Annotated in this window: 17 protein-coding genes and 2 tRNA genes; 9 read left to right on the top strand and 10 right to left on the bottom strand. The window is 42.1% G+C overall.

The window, feature by feature from the left end; translation table 11 throughout:
- Positions 1-78 precede the first annotated feature (78 nt).
- Positions 79-570 carry a peptide deformylase gene (gene def, locus BM736_RS15380; RefSeq protein WP_076413749.1) on the bottom strand — a complete coding sequence of 164 codons (492 nt, stop codon included), beginning with the start codon at positions 568-570 and terminating at the stop codon, positions 79-81.
- 172 nt (positions 571-742) lie between these two features.
- Between def and BM736_RS15375 the strand changes: the two genes are divergently transcribed.
- Positions 743-2,464: an MFS transporter gene (locus BM736_RS15375; RefSeq protein WP_076413747.1), complete on the top strand. Its 1,722-nt coding sequence runs from the start codon at positions 743-745 to the stop codon at positions 2,462-2,464.
- Entirely contained in the window at positions 2,445-2,660 is a 216-nt protein-coding gene (locus BM736_RS15370; RefSeq protein ID WP_256717890.1) for a hypothetical protein, read from the top strand. Before BM736_RS15375 ends, BM736_RS15370 begins: the two co-directional genes overlap by 20 nt.
- Before the next feature lie 208 nt (positions 2,661-2,868).
- Here BM736_RS15370 and BM736_RS15365 read toward each other — a convergent pair whose 3' ends face one another.
- On the bottom strand, positions 2,869-3,570 hold the full coding sequence (locus tag BM736_RS15365; RefSeq protein WP_076413908.1) for a hypothetical protein: 702 nt from the start codon (positions 3,568-3,570) through the stop codon (positions 2,869-2,871).
- Between the two features lie 267 nt (positions 3,571-3,837).
- Between BM736_RS15365 and BM736_RS15360 the strand changes: the two genes are divergently transcribed.
- Both BM736_RS15360 and BM736_RS15355 read left to right on the top strand, forming a co-directional pair.
- Positions 3,838-4,194 carry an MGMT family protein gene (locus BM736_RS15360; protein WP_256717889.1) on the top strand — a complete coding sequence of 119 codons (357 nt, stop codon included), beginning with the start codon at positions 3,838-3,840 and terminating at the stop codon, positions 4,192-4,194.
- Between the two features lie 179 nt (positions 4,195-4,373).
- Entirely contained in the window at positions 4,374-5,141 is a 768-nt protein-coding gene (locus BM736_RS15355) for a DUF3108 domain-containing protein (RefSeq protein ID WP_076413743.1), read from the top strand.
- An 83-nt stretch (positions 5,142-5,224) separates the two neighbouring features.
- Here BM736_RS15355 and BM736_RS15350 read toward each other — a convergent pair whose 3' ends face one another.
- Entirely contained in the window at positions 5,225-6,028 is an 804-nt protein-coding gene (locus BM736_RS15350) for a class II glutamine amidotransferase (protein WP_076413741.1), read from the bottom strand.
- A 252-nt stretch (positions 6,029-6,280) separates the two neighbouring features.
- Between BM736_RS15350 and fadE the strand changes: the two genes are divergently transcribed.
- Positions 6,281-8,728 carry an acyl-CoA dehydrogenase FadE gene (fadE, locus tag BM736_RS15345; protein WP_076413906.1) on the top strand — a complete coding sequence of 816 codons (2,448 nt, stop codon included), beginning with the start codon at positions 6,281-6,283 and terminating at the stop codon, positions 8,726-8,728.
- A 170-nt stretch (positions 8,729-8,898) separates the two neighbouring features.
- Here fadE and BM736_RS15340 read toward each other — a convergent pair whose 3' ends face one another.
- The 5 genes from BM736_RS15340 to dnaQ form a co-directional block, all read right to left on the bottom strand.
- A complete protein-coding gene (locus tag BM736_RS15340; RefSeq protein WP_076413739.1) occupies positions 8,899-10,749 on the bottom strand; it encodes a sodium:proton antiporter in 1,851 nt (616 codons plus the stop codon).
- 147 nt (positions 10,750-10,896) lie between these two features.
- Positions 10,897-10,973, bottom strand: a tRNA-Asp gene (locus BM736_RS15335).
- A 68-nt stretch (positions 10,974-11,041) separates the two neighbouring features.
- Positions 11,042-11,118 (bottom strand) — tRNA-Asp (locus BM736_RS15330).
- Positions 11,119-11,248: 130 nt separating this feature from the next.
- A complete protein-coding gene (locus tag BM736_RS15325) occupies positions 11,249-12,580 on the bottom strand; it encodes a TIGR03503 family protein (protein ID WP_076413737.1) in 1,332 nt (443 codons plus the stop codon).
- A gap of 112 nt (positions 12,581-12,692) precedes the next feature.
- Complete coding sequence (dnaQ, locus tag BM736_RS15320; RefSeq protein WP_076413736.1) at positions 12,693-13,421, bottom strand: DNA polymerase III subunit epsilon; 729 nt, start codon at positions 13,419-13,421, stop codon at positions 12,693-12,695.
- Positions 13,422-13,658: 237 nt separating this feature from the next.
- Between dnaQ and rnhA the strand changes: the two genes are divergently transcribed.
- Positions 13,659-14,120: a ribonuclease HI gene (rnhA, locus tag BM736_RS15315; protein WP_179079063.1), complete on the top strand. Its 462-nt coding sequence runs from the start codon at positions 13,659-13,661 to the stop codon at positions 14,118-14,120.
- On the opposite strand, the gene BM736_RS15310 is transcribed toward rnhA, so the two are convergent.
- Both BM736_RS15310 and BM736_RS15305 read right to left on the bottom strand, forming a co-directional pair.
- Positions 14,121-15,026, bottom strand: coding sequence for a LysR substrate-binding domain-containing protein (locus tag BM736_RS15310; RefSeq protein WP_076413732.1), 906 nt, complete (start codon positions 15,024-15,026; stop codon positions 14,121-14,123). It lies immediately after the preceding gene.
- The gene (locus tag BM736_RS15305) at positions 15,027-15,761 is read right to left on the bottom strand and encodes a class I SAM-dependent methyltransferase (protein ID WP_076413904.1); all 735 of its coding nucleotides are present in this window, start codon (positions 15,759-15,761) and stop codon (positions 15,027-15,029) included. It lies immediately after the preceding gene.
- A gap of 231 nt (positions 15,762-15,992) precedes the next feature.
- Here BM736_RS15305 and gloB point away from each other — a divergent pair, with 231 nt between their 5' ends.
- The 3 genes from gloB to BM736_RS15290 all read left to right on the top strand — a co-directional run bounded on the left by gloB (position 15,993) and on the right by BM736_RS15290 (position 20,238).
- Complete coding sequence (gloB, locus tag BM736_RS15300) at positions 15,993-16,790, top strand: hydroxyacylglutathione hydrolase (RefSeq protein WP_076413729.1); 798 nt, start codon at positions 15,993-15,995, stop codon at positions 16,788-16,790.
- Between the two features lie 83 nt (positions 16,791-16,873).
- Entirely contained in the window at positions 16,874-18,427 is a 1,554-nt protein-coding gene (locus BM736_RS15295; RefSeq protein WP_076413727.1) for a LysM peptidoglycan-binding domain-containing protein, read from the top strand.
- 248 nt (positions 18,428-18,675) lie between these two features.
- Positions 18,676-20,238: a PAS domain-containing methyl-accepting chemotaxis protein gene (locus tag BM736_RS15290; protein ID WP_076413725.1), complete on the top strand. Its 1,563-nt coding sequence runs from the start codon at positions 18,676-18,678 to the stop codon at positions 20,236-20,238.
- The last annotated feature ends 9 nt before the right edge of the window (positions 20,239-20,247 follow it).

Genomic DNA, 20,247 nt, shown 5'->3' with positions numbered 1-20,247 from the left:
AATATCCCTCAGTAGAGTTCAGCTGTAGATAGCGATACTACAGCTGTAGTATTTAGCTGTAGTAATTAGCTGTAGTAATTAGCTATGCTTTTTAACTTTCTTAAGTGCAATCTGTTGTTTTAGTTTAGAGAGGTGATCGGTAAATACGATCCCATCGAGATGGTCCATCTCATGCTGAAGCACTATGGCTAAAAACTCATCGGTTTCGATTTCAAAGGGCTTGCCATTTCTATCAAGGGCTGCAACTTTTACTTTCTCACTTCTTGTAACTTTTGCACGGTAACCAGGAATAGATAAACACCCTTCCTCACCTTTGCACTCACCTTCAGCTGCAACTATTTCAGGATTTATCAGTACTTGTGGCTGATCTCTATCCGGAGAAAGGTCAATCACCAATATTGAATGAGTACTACCTACTTGTGTTGCAGCTAAACCAATACCATCATCAGTGTGATACATAGTTTCAAGAAGATCATCAATAAAACTCTGAACAGCTGCAATATCTTCAACAGGGCGAGCTTTTCGTTTCAGTCGCTCATCAGGAATAGTTAAAATATCAAGTACTGCCATTTTTAGATCACATAATGGAAAAATTTGGCGTCATTATGACCGAATGCCTCATAAAGGCAACACACCTATGTATAAATTAGCAGCAGTTATTTAACCAATTTTAACATGACTTGTAAAAATGCCTCTAGCTCGATAGTATAAAGTGGATCGTATAAAATATACAGGATGTACTATGTCAGTAGCTCAACGCACACCGCTTTCCAAAACTTTCTATGTCGCCAATACCATGGAGATATTTGAACGGCTTGCTTGGTATGGTTTTTTTACTCTATCTTCACTCTATATGACCTCTCCAACACACCAAGGAGGATTAGGGTTTAGTGACTCTGAGCGTGGGTTGCTACAAGGTATGATCCCATTTTTCCTCTATCTCTTTCCGGTTGTTACAGGTGCATTAGCTGACAGATACGGTTATCGGAAAATGTTTCTTATCGCCTATGCCATCATGTGCCCTAGCTACTTTATCTTAGGCCAAGTCGACTCTTTTGCAGGCTTTTTCATTGCCTTCATGGGGGTAGCGCTAGGTGCCGCCTGCTTTAAGCCGGTAGTGACAGGCACAGTAGCTCGAACCACAGACGAAACAAACCGCGGTTTAGGTTTTGGCATTTTCTATATGATGGTCAATATAGGTGGGTTTCTTGGTCCCTTCATCGCAGGATATGTACGTGCGATCAGTTGGGATTGGGTATTTATCATGTCATCATTTTGGATAGCAGTTAACTTCATCCCTGCCCTGCTTTTTTATAAAGAGCCAACAGATCAAAACGCACAAAAAGGGAAACCTTTAAAAGCGGTGTTTGCTGATATCCAAGAGGTGTTAGGTAACGTCCGGTTTGCTTTGCTCTTCTTTGGCACACTCATTATTCTCATGTCATACGGTGCTAAATGGATCTCAGGACAAACAACGGTCTTAATCTATTTAGGCTGGTTTACCGCTCACTATTTATGGAATGTAAAAGCAACAAAATCATTGCAAGCACCTTGGTATAAACAGAAAATTGCCATCGGCAATAAGCCGTTCGTCACCTACTTGCTTATCTTGTCTGGCTTTTGGATGGTCTACCAACAGATTTTTATCACACTACCTATTTATATAAGAGACTTTGTTGATACTTCAGATCTCATCGCAATGCTCTCGGCCTACCCAAGCTTATTGAATTTTTTTGCACCAGTCGATCTTCCAAGTCTTCAAACTGAACTTGCTCGTTTATCACAAGCGCTCCTGTTAAAGGAGATAGATCTTCAAGCGGCCTATTTTGAACTGGTTCACTACAAGGTCATGGTACCCGTTGCAGAAATTGGCCAAGGCTTAACAGCAATAGCTTCAGACCCCTCACAAACAGAGCATTTTGCATCATTATGGTCAAATGAATATCGACAGGTTAACCCTGAATACTTAATTGGACTTAACTTCTTATCAATAGTTGTACTGCAACTGCTTGTCAGTCGATTCGCTGAGCGATTTCAGGCCCTTCCTGTACTTGTCGCAGGCACTGTGATTATTGCCTTTGGAACTGCACTTGGTGGTGTTGCTCATGGGGCTATAATGGGTGGTGTGATGGTTTTAACTTCTATATTAGTATTTTCAATTGGTGAGATGGTCGCTTCGCCTAAAAGTCAGGAGTATGTGGCAAGCTTTGCCCCTAACGACAAAAAAGCGATGTTTATGGGCTACTACTTTGTTTCATCGGCTATTGGATTCTTACTGGCTGGGCCGCTATCAGGCTTTCTCTACTCAGAGGTTGCAAAGCAAGCCCAGCGACCAGATCTGATGTGGTACATCATAGGTCTATTTGGACTAGTTACTGCCGTAGGGTTAGTGATCTTCCATAAATTTAGTGTGCAACAAAACAAGAATAGTCAGCAGATATCTAATGAGGCTAAGGCTATCTAAACCGAGCGGTGACAGAACTCAATGGCTGCAATCTATTTTGCCATTGAGTATTTATATCAATCAATATAAAGATGAGATCGCTCAGCGAGAGTTTAGCGCTTCAGAGGCAAGGTCATTAAATGCTCCTGCATTAATGACATTCACCACATCCATGTGGCTAGCAACGAGTGAAGCGCATAGTTATTCTATGTTCTAGCTCTTTAACACAGCATATGAAGTGCTAAAACTCGCCTTCAGGAGTGTTTTTGGCCGCCTACTTCTTCGTTGAACAGCTTCACAAAGGAATAACCATTCCATCAGCTATTCGTCTTGAATTAGTTGCAAAAAAGCACTCTGAGTAGATCGCTTTCTTATACTGATTGGTATTAAGCAAGTGAACAACAAGATCGTAAACAGGTGAAGCGTTAAAATTGAGACTTAAACCCGAGTAACCACTTTGTCTCCTCATCATCCACACCATCAATTTTTGCCTTTTGGTATTGATAACCTAGCTCCCATGACCACTGCTCGCTAATCCTATACCCCAATGAAAGGCCGACTTTTGTTTCAATACGTTCAGTGCCATCAATCCCCCCCGCAAGCTCTGTGGAAAACTGATTGTACAAGCGCTCACTCCATGGCTTGAGTATTAACACCTTAGCTTTAGCAGCCAAACTATTATGAGTGCTACTGTCTTTTACCTCTAAATAATTGGCTGCGAACTCAGTGAATACAGCAGTTTCTAGCCATCCTTTAAACTCATTTATGACACCTAATTGATATTTATAATGTGCAAATCGACCTTGCTCTGTATCAGTTTTACCTCGATTTATAGAGCTAGTTATATTCCAATTGCTCTTTGGGTCATTAGGCGCATACAAATATGCAAGTGACCATTTGTCACCTGAGAAATTGCTGTTTACTGATATGCTCTGACTTTCTCCCCCTAGCCTGCCACCGACTTTTAATACATCGGCATCAAAACCAAAACCTAAATTTGTGGTCAAATTAAGCGGGTCTGCTATATGGCGTGTTGGCTGAGCGTGAACATTATGAGAAAGTAATGAAAGAGATGCTAATGATATAACACTGAGGTGTCTAAGAGATAAATTAGTAAAGTAAAACATCATCTATACCGTATAAATAAATGCATTATTGCTATGCCACCTTGCCAGTTCAAGGTGTTTTACATGTTTTTACACCCAGACAATCTGACTGCAACTTTATGCGTAATACGCAACAAATGCATCAAGTTACAGCGCCTAAAATGGGTTTTACTAGCGACTAATGAGCTAAAAAGATATGATATTTAACCTTGTATTGTGATAACTTTTTAATTTATAAATTCGACAAATTTTAATACGTTTTTTGTTTATCCTTATTCAGGTAACCTTATGAATTCAACAGCGTCAAAGATGTCGCCGATGGAGAAAATCTGGTTAATTGTCGGGATGATCCCAACAGGGAGCGTAAGCTCCTATGGCAAGGTCGCCGACTTAGCTGGTTTACCCGGTCGTGCCCGTTATGTCTCTAAAGCATTAAAATTAGCACCCGAGACATTAAACTTACCTTGGCACAGAGTGATCAATAGCCAAGGAAAAATTTCATTCAAACAAAACACGCAACCTTTTCACACTCAAACTGAACTGCTAAGGCTTGAAGGTGTTGAAGTAAACAGCGGAAAAGTCATACTTTCTGAATTTGAATGGAAGCCTGATATGGCAACATTAGTACTCCAATTGCCGTTTTAACGAAACAGGTACTGTGTGAACCAAAGCCTAGATTTAGTGTCTGACATTATGTCTTTAGCCACTTATTAACTCATACATGAGTTGATAAGATTGCCTATTATTAACCTTATGTTGTTCACATATATTGAGTTAAATCGTCAGCATAGCCATCAAGAAAAATAGTTAAGAAGGATAATTCATTGTCGATAGGTAAGCGTTTAGTGTTAGCAACCAGTATTGTATTATTTAGCTTTTCGGTAGCGGCAACCCCTACCCCGCTAACCCCTCATACAGCTGAATACCAAGTGAATTATGGCAGTATTGAGTTGGGTAAGGCGCGCTATCAGTTACCACAAGCTGAAGGTAATCTATACCATTACCGATTCGATAGCGATGTAAGCTTACTTGTCTTATCTGACCGTAGAAATATACGCAGTGACTTCACTTTAGACGGTGGACAATTGACCCCTATGCGTTATACCCATAACAGAAAGGGAACGGGCCCAAGTTTTCAAGAGCAAGCTGCTTTTGCAAAAGGGCAAGGAGTTGTACACAGTCGTTATAAAGATGAACGCTCAAAACTTGAATACACCGACATTCTTTATGACCCATTAATGGCGCAATTACAATTTAGGCTTGATATGGTTGAAGGGAAGAAGGCCTTCCATTATGCCATGGTTAAAGAGGGAGAAGTCGATGAGTACGATTTTAAAGTCATAGGTAAAGAGCGGATGAATATTGACAGTGGGAGCTATGAAACAATCAAGATTGAGGTGGTCAGAGACAGTAGTAAAAGACAAACCTTTTTTTGGATGGCACCCGATCTCGCCTATCTACCAGTACGTTTAACCCACTTTGAAAAAGGCAGTAAACAGCTCGATATAAAACTACTGAACTATCATTTTTCGCCTACTCAACAAACCGTAAAGCATGAAGAGCTCAAGCCCGCCGTCAATATACAACCGTAAAAGAGTGTGTATCGATTATATCAATACGTAAAAGGAGCTTATATTCAGCTCCTCATCACACCCAAGCGCTTAGTCCAAATTAACTAGACTGGCACCTTAGCCTCATTAGATTCACTCATTATCAATTCCCCCTTATGAAAAAGCTTCCAGTCTCCGGCAGCTAGGATATGCCAACTTTCATTTTTTGTAAGGGGCCTTGTCGCGATTACGGTCACAATATCTTCAGGGGTTGTCTCTTTTTTGAAATCAATAACAACATCAGTATCAATCAGCTTAGCCTCACCAAATGGGGCTTTTCGAGTGATATAACACAAGTTATTGCTACAGTAGCTCATCAAGTTATCCCCGTCGGTGAGGATCATATTAAACACACCTAAGGCTCTCACCTCATCCGCTAATTGAGCAATAAACTGATAAACCTCTACAATGTTATCTGGCTCTTGCTCGCCAAACTGCTTCACAACCTGCTCAAGCAACCAACAAAATGCTAATTCACTATCGGTATCTCCAACAGGCTGAAATTTAGAGACGACAAATTTCTCTTGGTAGTCGCTGAGTTGGCCATTATGGGCATATGTCCAATAGCGGCCCCATAGTTCACGGGTAAATGGATGCGTATTTTCTAAGGATACACAGCCACGATTTGCCTGGCGTATGTGACTCACTACCACTTCGCTTTTGATAGGGTAACTTTGTATGAGTTCAGCAATATGAGATTCACTGCTTGGACGGGCATCTTTAAATGTTCTGCTCCCTTTACCCTCATAGAAGGTGATCCCCCAACCATCAACATGGGGTCCTGTCACACCACCTCTTTGAGCTAAGCCTGTAAAACTAAAAACAATATCTGTAGGCACATTAGCACTCATGGCTAGGAGTTCGCACATTCATTTAACCTTTTAAATTACTACTCGTTAGATAATCTATTCTAACTTAATTTTAACCATATGATTAGAAAAGTAGTTTATGACCTAAATCCATTTTATTAAACGTTTGTTTGAAATAATACTTGTATTAAATTTCACATAGGTTTAAATTTTATGCGACACAGGTCAGACCACAACCTATAATTGTGATAATGATCGTCAAAAAATACTGACTTTAGGTCAAAAATTAGGTCGCATTTAAGGAGAATGACAGTGACAACCCTACTATGGATAATCGCGTTTCTTTTTGTCATAGGCACATTTGCCTACATGAGAGTATCTTTGCTTAGCTCCAGCATCGCCGTTGCAGCAGTTATAGCGGTGGGCTCAGTACTCGAAGTTGTCAGTCCCCTAGTGTGGCTCATCTTCTTGGCAATTGCTTTGCCACTCAATATTAATGCATTTAGAAAAAGCTTTATTACTAAGCCGTTACTAAAGCTTTATCGTGGGATCATGCCTGAAATGTCTTCTACTGAAAAAGAAGCGATTGAAGCAGGAACCACTTGGTGGGAAGCGGATCTTTTTGCAGGAAACCCAGACTGGAAAAAGCTGCATAATTACCCTGTCGCGCGATTAAGCGCTGAGGAGCAGGCATTTCTTGATGGACCCGTAGAAGAAGCCTGTAAAATGCTTAGTCAGCATCAGGTGTCTCATCAACTCGGTGATCTCCCTCCAGAAATTTGGCAATACCTTAAAGATCATGGCTTCTTCGCGATGATCATTAAAAAGAAGTACGGCGGTCTAGAGTATTCAGCCTACGCTCAATCACGTGTACTGCAAAAGCTTGCCGGTGTCAGTAGTGAATTAGCATCGACTGTTGGTGTACCTAATTCATTAGGCCCAGGTGAATTACTACAACATTATGGTACAGAGGCACAGCAAGATCATTACCTGCCTAGACTTGCTAAAGGTCTTGAAGTCCCCTGCTTTGCACTAACAAGCCCTGAAGCGGGCAGTGATGCTGGTGCAATACCTGACTTTGGTATTGTATGTAAAGGTCAATGGGAAGGTGAAGAAGTTCTCGGGATGAAATTGACCTGGAACAAGCGATATATCACCTTAGCGCCAGTAGCTACTGTTTTAGGCCTAGCATTTAAACTGCGAGATCCTAATAAGCTATTAGGCGATAAAGAGGAGCTGGGTATTACCTGTGCGCTTATCCCTACAGATATAGAGGGTGTTGAAACCGGTCGTCGTCATTTTCCGCTTAATTGTATGTTCCAAAACGGTCCAACAAAAGGTAACGAAGTTTTTGTTCCTCTTAGCTTTATTATTGGCGGACCAGAAATGGCGGGGCAAGGCTGGCGTATGCTGGTTGAATGTTTATCCGTTGGACGTGGTATTACCTTACCATCAAACTCTGCAGGTGGTATCAAAACTGCGGCAGTCGCAACTGGAGCCTATGCAAGGATCCGCCGTCAATTTAAATTACCAATTGGTAAGCTTGAAGGTATCGAAGAGCCGATGGCGCGAATTGGTGGTAATGCCTACTTAATGGATGCTGTGACTAGCTTGACTACGACAGGTATCGACCTAGGTGAAAAGCCTTCTGTTATCTCTGCAATCGTAAAGTTTCACCTTACCGACAGAATGCAAAAGTGTGTTATTGACGCTATGGATATTCATGGTGGTAAAGGTGTCTGTTTAGGACCCAATAACTATCTAGGCCGTGGTTATCAAGCCGCTCCTATTGCTATTACTGTAGAGGGAGCAAACATACTCACCCGTTCTATGATCATCTATGGTCAAGGTGCCATCCGCTGTCATCCCTATGTCATAGCAGAGATGGAATCAGCATTTGATACCGATAATCATCGCGGTTTAAGTAATTTTGATTCAGCCTTATTTGGTCACATTGGCTTTACAACCAGTAACTTAGTGCGAAGCTTTTGGCTTGGATTAACATCGAGTCGATTCTCTAATAGCCCTTATTCAGATAAAACCAAGCGCTACTACCAACATATGAATCGCTTTAGCGCTAACTTAGCTTTGCTTTCAGATCTTGCGATGGCAACACTAGGAGGCGGTCTTAAGCGTAAAGAGCGAGTTTCAGCAAGACTTGGTGATCTACTCAGTCAACTCTATCTGACATCAGCGACGCTAAAACGCTATCAAGATGAAGGTCGACAAAGTGAAGATCTAGCACTAGTACAGTGGGCAGCTGAAGATTCACTCTACAAGTTACAGGACTCACTTGATGATCTACTAGACAACTTCCCTATGGGGTTAGGTTTTGTATTGCGCGCGGTTATCTTTCCCTTTGGACGCCCTATCAAGCGCCCGAGTGACGTCTTAGATCATAAGGTCGCAAAGATAATGCAAACGCCTTGTTCTAGCCGTGAGCGATTAGGTCAAGGCCAATTCTGGACACCTTGCGAGAACAACCCTGTAGGTGTTCAAGAGCAAACGTTCAAGGACATTCTTGCTTGTGAACCTCTTCATGAAAAGATCTGTAAAGCTGCAGGCAAGCGCTTACCTTTTATTTGGTTAGATAAGCTCGCCGAAGAGGGAGTATCTCTGGGTATCCTTTCAGATGCCGAAGTTGATCTTCTTAAACGCGCCGAAATCGGTCGACTAAAGAGCATTAATGTTGATGACTTTGACTCTGATGAGCTAAAAGCTGTAGAGGTAAGCAGTCGAAAGCACGAACAAGCTGCTTAGCAGTACAGGTCTTGGTTAATCACCATGGCCTTGATGCACAGTATTGAAGCCAATAGGCTCAGGCTTTAGATAAGATAAAGGAGGCGAAAGCCTCCTTTTTTAATGTCATTAATAAAGAGGGAACGCTGGCTAATGCCCGATAAGTTTAATCACTCGGCCAATACTACTCTTTAGGCTTCTTCTTTAGTCATTGCCTCACTGGATACTTGATGAGCAAGATCATGCTCTTTTGCCAATGTCTGCGCCTCTAGTGGCAATAAACTTATTAACTCAATACCGCTCACCAACTTAGCAATGTCTCCTGTAAAAATATTTACTTTTCCATTAGCTAAGTAGACTAACGGCATTGCACACTCGCCGTAGCGTGCAACAAAATCATCAAAGCTAAAGCTGTCGGTGATATTGGTACTTTTAATAACTGCCCCTTTTGACATTAAACTGGCTAATTTTGCATAGGTAACTGACTCACCAAATAAACACATTCTCTCTAGATAGCTTTCAGATAATTGATGCCTTGCACTGCTCCCCTCATTGTTATTAAGGCCAAAGACTTTTTTAGTTCCCAACAGATCTTGAAAGTGAAAACAGACCAGAGGGTTAAGTTGCCTATAAGGTGATAATACTAATAACCGCCCTATACCTGTCATATCAAGGAAATTCCCAGCATGCTCCGATGTCGGGTTACCAAAATAAACGGGAATATTATCCATTCTTGCTAGTCGAATACTGTCCCAGTTATTGTCGGCTAATTGCACGGTGATATTTTTAGACCTTAGTACTTTAGCTAATTCTCTAGAAAAATGTGAAGCGCCAAATATTAGCAAGCCTTGTGCAGAGCCAGCATTAACATTCAAAAACCTAGCCCATGCACCTGCAGTTAGACTTTGGATAACAACCGTTCCTATGATGATCAAAAAGACCAATGGCACAATCAAGCCCGCACCTTGCACCCCTAGATTCTCCAGCTTTATTGCAAATAATGACGACACTGCCGCGGCCACTATGCCTCTTGGCGCCACCCAGCTTAAAAACCATTTATCATTACGTCTCAATGAAGTACCTATTCCGCATACCCACACGCTGAGCGGTCTAGCAATAAACATCACAATACAGAGCAAGCCAAACCCTCCCCAGCCAAGATCGAGTAATGCAGAGGAATCGAGTCGTGCAGCCAATAAAATGAAAAGTGCAGAGATTAACAATACAGTAAGCGTTTCTTTAAACTCGATAATATCTGCGATATCAATGCCCCGCATATTCGCAAGTACTATCCCCATTACAGTCACCGTCAATAAGCCTGATTCTTCCTGTAAAAGATTCGAAGCCACAAACACACCTAACATAATGGTGAGTACACCGGCATTCTTTAAATAATGAGGTAGAAGATGTCTTTTGATAATGATACCGAGTAGGTAACCTGTTATCGCGCCAAGCCCTAAACCGATACCTAACATATAGCCTAAAGCATACAAAACATGCTCTGTCGGATCTGCCGCAACGGCTATATATTCAAAAACTAATACCGCAAGCAACGCACCAATCGGATCTATCACTATCCCTTCCCAGCGCAAAATCCGTGCAAGTTCTGACTTAGGTTTCACACTTCTTAGCATAGGAACAATAACCGTTGGGCCAGTTACGACAACTAATGCGCCAAATAGCATCGCGACTTCCCACTGAAAACCAATGAGAAAATGTGTTGCTGTCGAGATACATACCCAAGTAATGACAGTGCCTATCGTGACAAGGTTAGTCACCATACGGCCATGATCTTTTATTTCAGAAAAATTAAGCGTTAAAGCCCCTTCAAACAAAATGATGGCAACACCTAAAGAGATGATAGGAAAAAGCAGATCACCAAAAATTGCATCTGGGTTAAGAATATTAAGACCTGGACCTAATATTAATCCGCATAAAAGTAGCGGTAAAATTGCAGGCAGGCGTAACTTCCAACCTAACCATTGGCACAGTAATGACAGAACGCCGAGTAAACCCAGCATAGCAGTGATCTGCTCAACCATAAGAATATCCTTTCAATAATGTTATCAGTATAGGTAACAGATCTTTGAAAGGAGAAAGCGCGAATTGAAGATTTTTGCAACTAGCCCTAGGCTACACATATTGCAGATACAAAAAAGCCCTTGTCTTTCGACAAGGGCTTCGTTGTTTGGCGGAGCGGACGGGACTCGAACCCGCGACCCCCGGCGTGACAGGCCGGTATTCTAACCAACTGAACTACCGCTCCTAAACTTATTGCCTTTCGGCATTTAACTGTTATGTCACTAACAATTAAACTAAATTTAGTAACTTGATTGGCGGAGCGGACGGGACTCGAACCCGCGACCCCCGGCGTGACAGGCCGGTATTCTAACCAACTGAACTACCGCTCCACATCAAGTTGCGGTGAATAATACGTAGACCTGATAGCCCCGTCAATAGTTATTTTTCACAGACAAACCAATCAGCCAAAAAAGCAGCAATATGATGCCTTAATAGCCGTTGGCGTATGCAAATAGTCGATTAGTTCTTTTCCTCTTCGGGCAGATCTTCAGGCATAGTGAGATCTATCTCATCCAAACTCGGCCCAATGTCCTTCTCTTTCTCTTGATCTAATCGCTGCTGTGTTGCCGCTAAAGCCTCTTTTAGGTTCCGCCTCTTACGCCAAATGAGTAATAAAAGCGTGCCTAAGATCAACAAAACCAAATTAACGGTAATGATCCAAAATATTGCATCATCTTTTGCTTTTTTCTCTGCAATAGCCGCTTTCTTTGCTGCTACGGCCGCTAACTCTTCAGCTGATGGTGGCGGCTTTGGAGGTTCAATTAAGTTAAAAAACTTCTCTGGCAAAGATAAAATAATTTCACGCCCACTTGTTGTCGTAGAAGCCGCTACCCCTTTAATTCTGTAACTACCAAAATCAGAAACCTCAGGAAGAGCTATTTCTGTTTGGGCTAACGCTAAACCATTTTGAGTAATAGGCAGTTGCAGACCTGCAGGTCCTACGAGCTCTAGATCTAAATGAGTATCGGCTAGCTGAACAACCTCTTCATTAACCTTTATAAAGAGTTTGTAGCGGCCGGTTAAGGGATCCTCTGGCTCTATAACATCAATCTCTATAGGAATGGGTGACAGCACAAATTTATGCGTACTCTCACGAGTAAATACATTATTCCTTACCTTCACTTGGAATGTGTAGTGTCCCCAAGGCTGATTAAGATTAATTTTTCCTGTAAAAATACCATCATCAGGTCGCTCATCAAGTCCTTCGCCGTGATCTTTATAGGAGCCCACGATCAAAGTACCCGAAGCAAAGTTTTCATCTCCAGGAAGGTGCTCACTAATAAACCTTGCAGTCCATTCAACCAGATAATCCAGTCCAGCCATTCTTAGGCGCTGCTCATCTCCAAGCAGGTGGGCGGTAACTTTAACCCGCTCCCCCTGAAATAATGGCTGCGGAAGAGGCTCTACACGAATACCAAGCTTTGAGATCTTCTGTATCGTTGAGCCCTCTACTACTCGACCTATAAGTTGCCAAGGCCCTGGCATTGGCTTTTCAATAGTGACCATATCGCCACTTAATCCATCAACCCATTGCACCTGTTCTGGGTGGCGACTCGCATACCATTTACTGCCATCGGGTAATACAATGACGACTGGCGCGCTACCATATTGCCTCTGAATAAAGAGCGTGACGCTATCAACCATATGATCGATTCTAAATCTATTTTTTAGCACGCTTGCTTCACTGGAAGAGACTACATTTGCTATAGCAGTGCTACTCACGAGTGCACTGAGACCGATAAGAAAACAGCAAACAAGATTCCTGCTCAACACAAACCAATTTGAACTCATAAAAATGACGTTAACCTTAGTCAATGAATTAAAGTATCAATACAATGTGGATGATTTTTTGGGTTGGCCGTAAAGCCAAGTAAATAAAAAATAGAGGATTCAGTACACCGACTTAGTCACGCCAAACACACATCCCACCCTTTGCAACTAAGTCGAGTCTCTCTTCATGCTTAGCTAGTTCATCGGCAGATGCTGAGATCACTTTAAGTTTTGCTCGATCTTGCGCTAAACGAATGATGCCACCAGCAGTTTCACTGGCAGCATCGCTAGAGAGATTAAATTTCGTTTGTCCACCTGTCATCATCAGGTAAACATCAGCTAGAATCTCCGCATCTAATAATGCACCGTGTAAATCACGACGTGAATTGTCAATGCCGTAACGCTTACAGAGTGCATCAAGGTTATTCTTTTGACCTGGATGAAGAAACTTTGCAATTTCTAAAGTATCTAAAATAGGGCAAATATCAGCAGTTTTTGGCCCTCTTGGCTGCAGCAATGAAAACTCATGATCCATAAAGCTAACATCGAATGATGCATTATGAGCGACAACTTCAGCACCATCGATAAACTCTATAAAGCTTTGTGCCACCTCGGCAAACTTTGGTTTATTAGCGACATACTCATTGGTGATCCCGTGAACTTCAATGGCCTCTTCATCAATAATCTGCTGAGGGTTGATATACTCATGATAATGACGGCCAGTTAGACGGCGATTAACCACTTCAACGCAACCAATTTCAATGATCCTATGACCGAGATAGATCGCACCTGCGCCTTGGTTCATACCGGTTGTTTCAGTATCAAGAATGATTTGGCGTTTTGAGCTGGAGACTATATTCATAAGAGGGATAACTCATTTAATTAAACATTTAGCTAGCCTACATCTAAAGAGGTTAGCCATTATCTTCAAAGTAAGGCTGAAAAGTATCCGTTTAAACACAGACTGCCTCGCTCTTTGAGCTAATTTGGGTATAATTTTGCGATAATTTAGATATGGTAACAAGTTGATGGCGGTATTGACTACCACTGGATTTCTCAATTTTAAAAAAAGCCATTTATGGTTTATTCAAGAGGTGTTATGAAGTCATTAGCAATTTATACCGATGGTTCCTGTCTTGGAAATCCAGGTCCTGGTGGTTATGGTGTGGTCATGAAGTATAAGGCACACACCAAAGAGATGGCTGATGGATTCTCAATGACGACAAATAACCGGATGGAGTTACTTGCGCCAATCATTGCACTAGAAGCCTTAAAGGTGCCTTGTAAAATCGTACTAACCAGTGATAGTCAATACATGCGAAAAGGGATCACCCAATGGATCCACGGCTGGAAACAGAAAGGCTGGCTAACGTCGACCAAACAGCCCGTAAAAAATGTCGACCTATGGAAACGCTTAGACGCAGCATCGGCTGTTCATGATATCGATTGGCGCTGGGTTAAAGGCCATGCAGGTCATATTGAGAATGAACGTTGTGATACCTTGGCCCGAGAAGCTGCTGAAGCCTCACCAAGCCAAGAAGATAGCGGCTATCCCGGTTAATTAATCAACATTTAGTTCTAATTTATTAAATTTTATACAAAAGTCATTGAATGCATCACATAGAGGCGTCAGATTGCGGCTCTTGTGATGGATGCGATAAAACTGTCTGGTTAAAGCTAAACCTTCCACTTCAATCACAGCGAGTTCTTTTCGGTTTAACTCCTTCTCTAACGTCAATTCAGATAAAACAGCCAGACCGGCACCTTGCTTAACCGCTTGCTTAATTGCATCTGGCGTGCTGAAACTAAAGCGCTCAACAGGTTGCATATCCAGCGCATTGGCTGCACTGATGAAATAGTCCCTTGTGCCAGAGCCCTCCTCTCGCATTACCCAAGGCATGCCTCTAATAGCATGAGGTGACACGACTTGTCCCGCAAGTGGATGAGCGGGATGACAAAAAATAAGTAAACGATCTTTATGCCATGACTCAACTTTAAGTCGGCTATCTAAGCACTGGCCTTCAATAAAACCGATTTCACTTCGAAACTCTAAAACGGACTTGATCACAGCTTGAGTATTATCAATATCAAGATCCACTAAAGCGCTAGTATGTTGTTGGCAAAATGCGACCGCACTTTTGGCCATCAGAAAGTTACCTATGGTCGAGCTTGCACTCACATTCAATGTGCCACTCAGTTCAGCTTCAGGTGATGAGAAAACGTGCTCAATTTGATTAACCTTCTGTAAAGCTTCGGTCGCTAAAGGTAACAATAGGCTACCTTGAGAGTTGAGCCTTAAACGGTTGCCAACACGTTCAAATAACCTGGCATCTAACTGTTTTTCAAGTTCGGCTAACGCCATTGAGGTCGCGGGCGCTGACAGGTTCATCATTTCCGCCGCTCTGGCTACTTGGCCACTTCTCGCGACGGCTTCAAAAATTGATAATTGCTTTAATGTTATTCGCATTTAGTTCTTAAATTTATTTATCCGGGTATTGTCTAAAGACGTTCGTCCCGCAGTGGGCGCTGGTGTCCAATTAGGCTGACGCATCTTCTGCTTCCCATAAATTGGCGTTAAAGGGGTTTCAAGCTTACGAGCGACAATAATATAAATGCTGCCTGTACCCGGTAACCATGCCTTAAGGGCATGTTGCCAGATACTCTCCTTTTCTATTTCGCTTAGTAGGTGGTGATGGATAATGCGCTCATCGGCAACAACCTGATAGCCAAGTAAACCTAACCAATCTTTGACTCTTGATGGAGTAAAAAAACGGCCACACCAAGGCAACTTATTTTGAAACTGAGGCAATATCTTACCAACAAAAGCTGGGCTTAATGGATTAAAACCAACGATAAATAGATAGCCGCCAGATATAAGTACCCTATCGGTTTCTCTCAATAGCTTGTATGGATCCGATTCAAACTCTAACAACATATTCATGACAACGGCATCTATCACGCCACTTTTAATAGGTAGCGCATTGAAATCGGCGCAAACTGACGCCCCCTGCCCATCAAACATGGAAAACGTCCTCCCCACAGGCAGGCCTGGCATATCTAATTGAGCACTTAACGGTCCTAAGCTCAACATGTGATACCCAAATACCTTAGGCCACCAAGGGGCTAACTGAAGCTCTACAGTGCGCTTTACCCTTTCACCATTAGGTAGATCTGGCCAACTTTGGGGTACCAAAATACTCATTTCATCAAACAAGCAGCGCTCCTAAACTTACATCTGACTCCCCAAAGCGCAATGTTTGGGATATTGGAATACGTTTATAACTGTGGTACATCTTGATGGTATAATCATTTATAACTATTACAACGCTTATAAGCAAAACACGCAAACTATTTGCAGCCATTGCTTAGCTAATACCCGTATAAATGGGCGTTACCTCTAATTCCTGCGTTATAGAGACGAGTTAAAACACCTATGCAAACAAAAGATAGCGTAAAACTGACCATTAACCCATTAGCAGTATTTAACGATAACTACATCTGGGTGATAGCCTGTGAAAATAATAAAGCTGTCTATGTCGTCGACCCTGGTGACGGTGAAGCGGTCATTGAATATTTAACCAATAATAATCTGAGCTTAGCGGGGGTCTTGATCACTCATCATCATAATGACCATACCGGTGGAGTGACTAAACTTATTGAACATGCTCAAACTTCAGTCGAGATATACGGACCTGAAAAAGAGGGAATTAACGGCGTTAATAAACCGATATCAAACCAGAAAAGTATTTTGCTTAAGGCATTTAACTTATCTGCGGAGGTCATTCAACTACCTGGACATACACTAGGTCATATTGGCTATCTAATCGATAGCAACCTTTTTTGCGGAGATACATTATTTAGTGGTGGTTGTGGCAGAATTTTCGAAGGCACTGCCGAGCAGATGCATGAGTCATTATCACGTCTCTCTCAGTTACCCGCAGATACCCAAGTATATTGCGCACATGAATATACCTTAGATAACTTAAAGTTTGCGCTGGCTGTTGAGCCATCAAACCTGAACTTGCAGGATTATTATTCCCTTTGTCTCAATAAGCGGCAACAACGAATTGCAACAATCCCTTCAAGCATAGCCATTGAGCGTAACATTAATCCCTTTCTTCGTTGCAATATCGATACTGTAGCCTCTTCAGTTAACCAACATTTCGGGACAAATAACTCAGATCCTCAGCAGGTTTTTACTCTTCTCAGGCAATGGAAAGACAATTTCTAAAAAACAGATTACAATGTTGCGCTAAAATAAGTCCCCGTTTTTGACTTTCAAACAGAGGGACAGAATTAAGGAATTCTTTTTCAATGCGCATAAATAGACTTGTAATAGCAGGAAGTATCATCCTGCTTTCAGGCTGCCAGTCATTCGACTCAAGCAATATAGATGATAAGCAAACACAAGAAACCCTAGTACCAGCACCTCCAGCATCCAAACCTAAAACTGAAGTTGTATCCGTTCCAGAGGTTGCCGAAATTACTGATGTATGGCAAAGGATCCGTCTAGGGCTTGAGTTCGATATACCTGATGAAAAGCTGGTAAATCAGTACCGAGATTGGTATATAAAAAACCCTCAACATTTGGCAAGGATCTCAGAGCGAGCCACCCCCTTTCTCTATCTCATCGTAGAGGAGATAGAGAAGCGTGATCTGCCTATTGAACTGGCTCTCCTACCTATTGTAGAAAGTGCATTCGATCCATTTGCCTATTCCCATGGAGCCGCATCTGGCTTATGGCAATTCACCTCCCCGATGGCCAGACATTTTGGCTTAGAGATGAACTGGTGGTATGACGGTCGCAGAGATGTACCAGCAGCGACTATCGCAGCACTTGATATGCTTGAATATCTTTATAAAAAAACCAACGGTAACTGGTTGTATGCAATAGCTGCCTATAATACCGGCGAAGGTCGAGTGCTAAACGCTGTAAAGCGCAATAAGAAAAAAGGTAAGCCAACCGATTTTTGGGCACTTAAGCTACCAACAGAAACCCAAAGGTATGTTCCACAGTTACTCGCCTTGGCTGATGTCATTCAACATGCTGATCAATATGGAATCATACTCAATCCTATCGATAATACACCTCACATCGAAGTGGTGAATGTTGGTGGCCAGATAGACCTAGCCCTAGCTGCTGGTTTTGCAGGCATGACGACATCTGAACTTCATCAGCTTAACCCTGGGTATAATCGCTGGGCTACCTCACCAGAAGGCCCGCATAATATAGTACTCCCAGTTGATAAAGTTGCAGACTTTAGTCTTGCACTCGCTGACACCCCAATCAATGACAGATTAAACTGGGAGCGCTATAAAATTAAGTCTGGTGATAGCTTAGGCCGTATTGCACAAGCGTACCATACGACGCCATCGGCCTTGCGTGCGGTTAACGATATTAAAGGCAATAAAATTATCGCTGGACGCCATCTGTTGATCCCGGTATCTGCCAATGATCCAGCTCAATACACACATACACTAGAGCAAAGAATAAAAGCCAAACAAAATGTCAGTCGTGGTAATCAAAAAATAGATTACACCGTTAAGTCTGGTGACTCCTTTTGGAAAATTGCTAATACCCATAAAGTCACAGTCAGTGAGCTAGCACGCTGGAACAATATGGCACCTAAAGACTCACTTAGAGTGGGTAAAAAATTGGCAATATGGACTGGAAGTAAAAGTGAAAACTCAGTAACACGTAAAGTCCGTTATACCGTTCGTTCTGGTGACTCTCTTGCTAGAATTGCGTCCAAGTTTAAGGTTAAGGTAGCCGATCTGGTACGATGGAACTCTCTTGAAAAAAGTAAGTATATTCAGCCGGGCCAACAACTGCAGCTTTACGTAGATATGAGTAATGTTAGAGCATAAACATGCTTGACACACACTTAGCAAGATAACATCAGTATTGTTGTTATCTTGCTTACTCATCACGCCTTTCCCCCTATCTGTATCATAAGTCACTTTCAAACAAAGCCCTGCTCCCAGTCCATAGATCTCGATCACAACTCAATAATAAACATATAACATGCAGTTTATAATGCATTGATTATGAAAAGTATTGTGATATAAAACGCTGACATCCAAATCAACTATAATCATTTTGGCTAAAGGATATTATGGATAGCAGCCTATATGCTCATGAAGTAGAACTGATCTACCCTGACGAATACAAGATATTATCTACGACAGATCTAGACAGTTTGATCACCCATGTAAATGACGACTTTACTCAAGTCTCAGGTTATGAAAACCAAGAACTCTTGAGTAAACCACATAATGTTATTAGGCATCCAGACATGCCTAAAGCGGCTTTTGAAGATCTGTGGCAAACCATCAAAAGTGGTCAAAATTGGATGGGCTTAGTTAAAAATCGATGTAAAGATGGACGATTTTATTGGGTCAATGCATTTGTTAGCCCCATTAGCATTAATGGTAAGATTGTCGAATATCAATCAGTAAGAACTAAACCAGAGTCAGGTCTAAAAGAGCGAGCCAATACTTGCTACCAAGCGATAAATGCTGGTAAACCACTAAAAGCAAAAAACAGCTTCAGCATTACCACAACACTGTTACTAGGTAGCCTCTGCAGCTTTGGCCTCTTGCTTATAGCCAGTCAGCTGAGCCTTACTTATGCAGTGCCTTTAACCTTAATGGCAATGGCTTCCAGTTTATATCCAATCATTAAACTCAAGCAGAGATTCAAGCTCGTTTTAAAGTTAAGCACACAAGTGCAAAATAATGACCTTGGTCAGAAAATCTATACTGGCTATCGAGATGAACTCTCACACCTGGAGTTTAGCTTACGAATGAAAATGGCTGAAAGTCTCTCAATTGTTGGCCGAGTTCACGACTCATCAGAAGCTCTCAACCGGGAGATGGAGAGTAATAACCAACAAAATATGGGTAACCAGCAGCAATTAGAGGAGCAAACGGAAAACTTAGATCAGATAGTTGTCGCTATCGGGCAGATGAACAGCGCGGTCTCTGATATTGCCCACAATACAACTAAGTCGACAGATGAGATATCTAGGTTAGTACAGCAGATAGCCACAACTGAATCGGCATTGAAAACAAGTCAAATGACCACTGCGGAGATCACGCAACTACTCGTTGACTCACAACAATCTATATCAGCATTAGAACAGCAATGTAGCGAGGTCAACTCAGTTCTCGAAGTTATCGAGTCGTTAGCAGAGCAAACCAACCTACTTGCTCTAAATGCAGCGATTGAAGCTGCTCGTGCAGGTGAAGCTGGTCGCGGTTTTGCTGTCGTAGCCGATGAAGTGAGAAGTTTGGCAAACCGTTCCCAAACATCGGCACAAGAGATCCAAGCTATCATCGATGCTTTAGGTCAAACAACCTCTCAAGCAGTCTCCAAAATGGAGCAAAGTCACCACTTAACACGAAAAAGTGTAGAGTCGGATCGCATGTTACAGGATAACCTGAACTCAGTGAGCCAGTCCCTTACAAACATTGTCTCAAATGGCGAAATGATTGCCGTCGCTTCAGAGGAGCAGGCTACAGTAATAAACCAAGTATACGGAAATGCACAAGAACTTGCAGATGGGAATGAGCAATTTAAACAAAGTTGTTCCGCTACGGCAATAAGCAGCCAAAGGATACAAATACAGTGCAGCAGGCAATTAGATCTCGTCAATCAATTCGATAATAAAAGATAAAAAAGGCCA

Origin of the sequence: Shewanella sp. UCD-KL12, assembly GCF_001957125.1 — a bacterium.
Taxonomy (GTDB): domain Bacteria; phylum Pseudomonadota; class Gammaproteobacteria; order Enterobacterales; family Shewanellaceae; genus Shewanella.
Note: the sequence above shows the minus strand (reverse complement) of the source record. Positions and strands in the feature narration are given on the sequence as shown.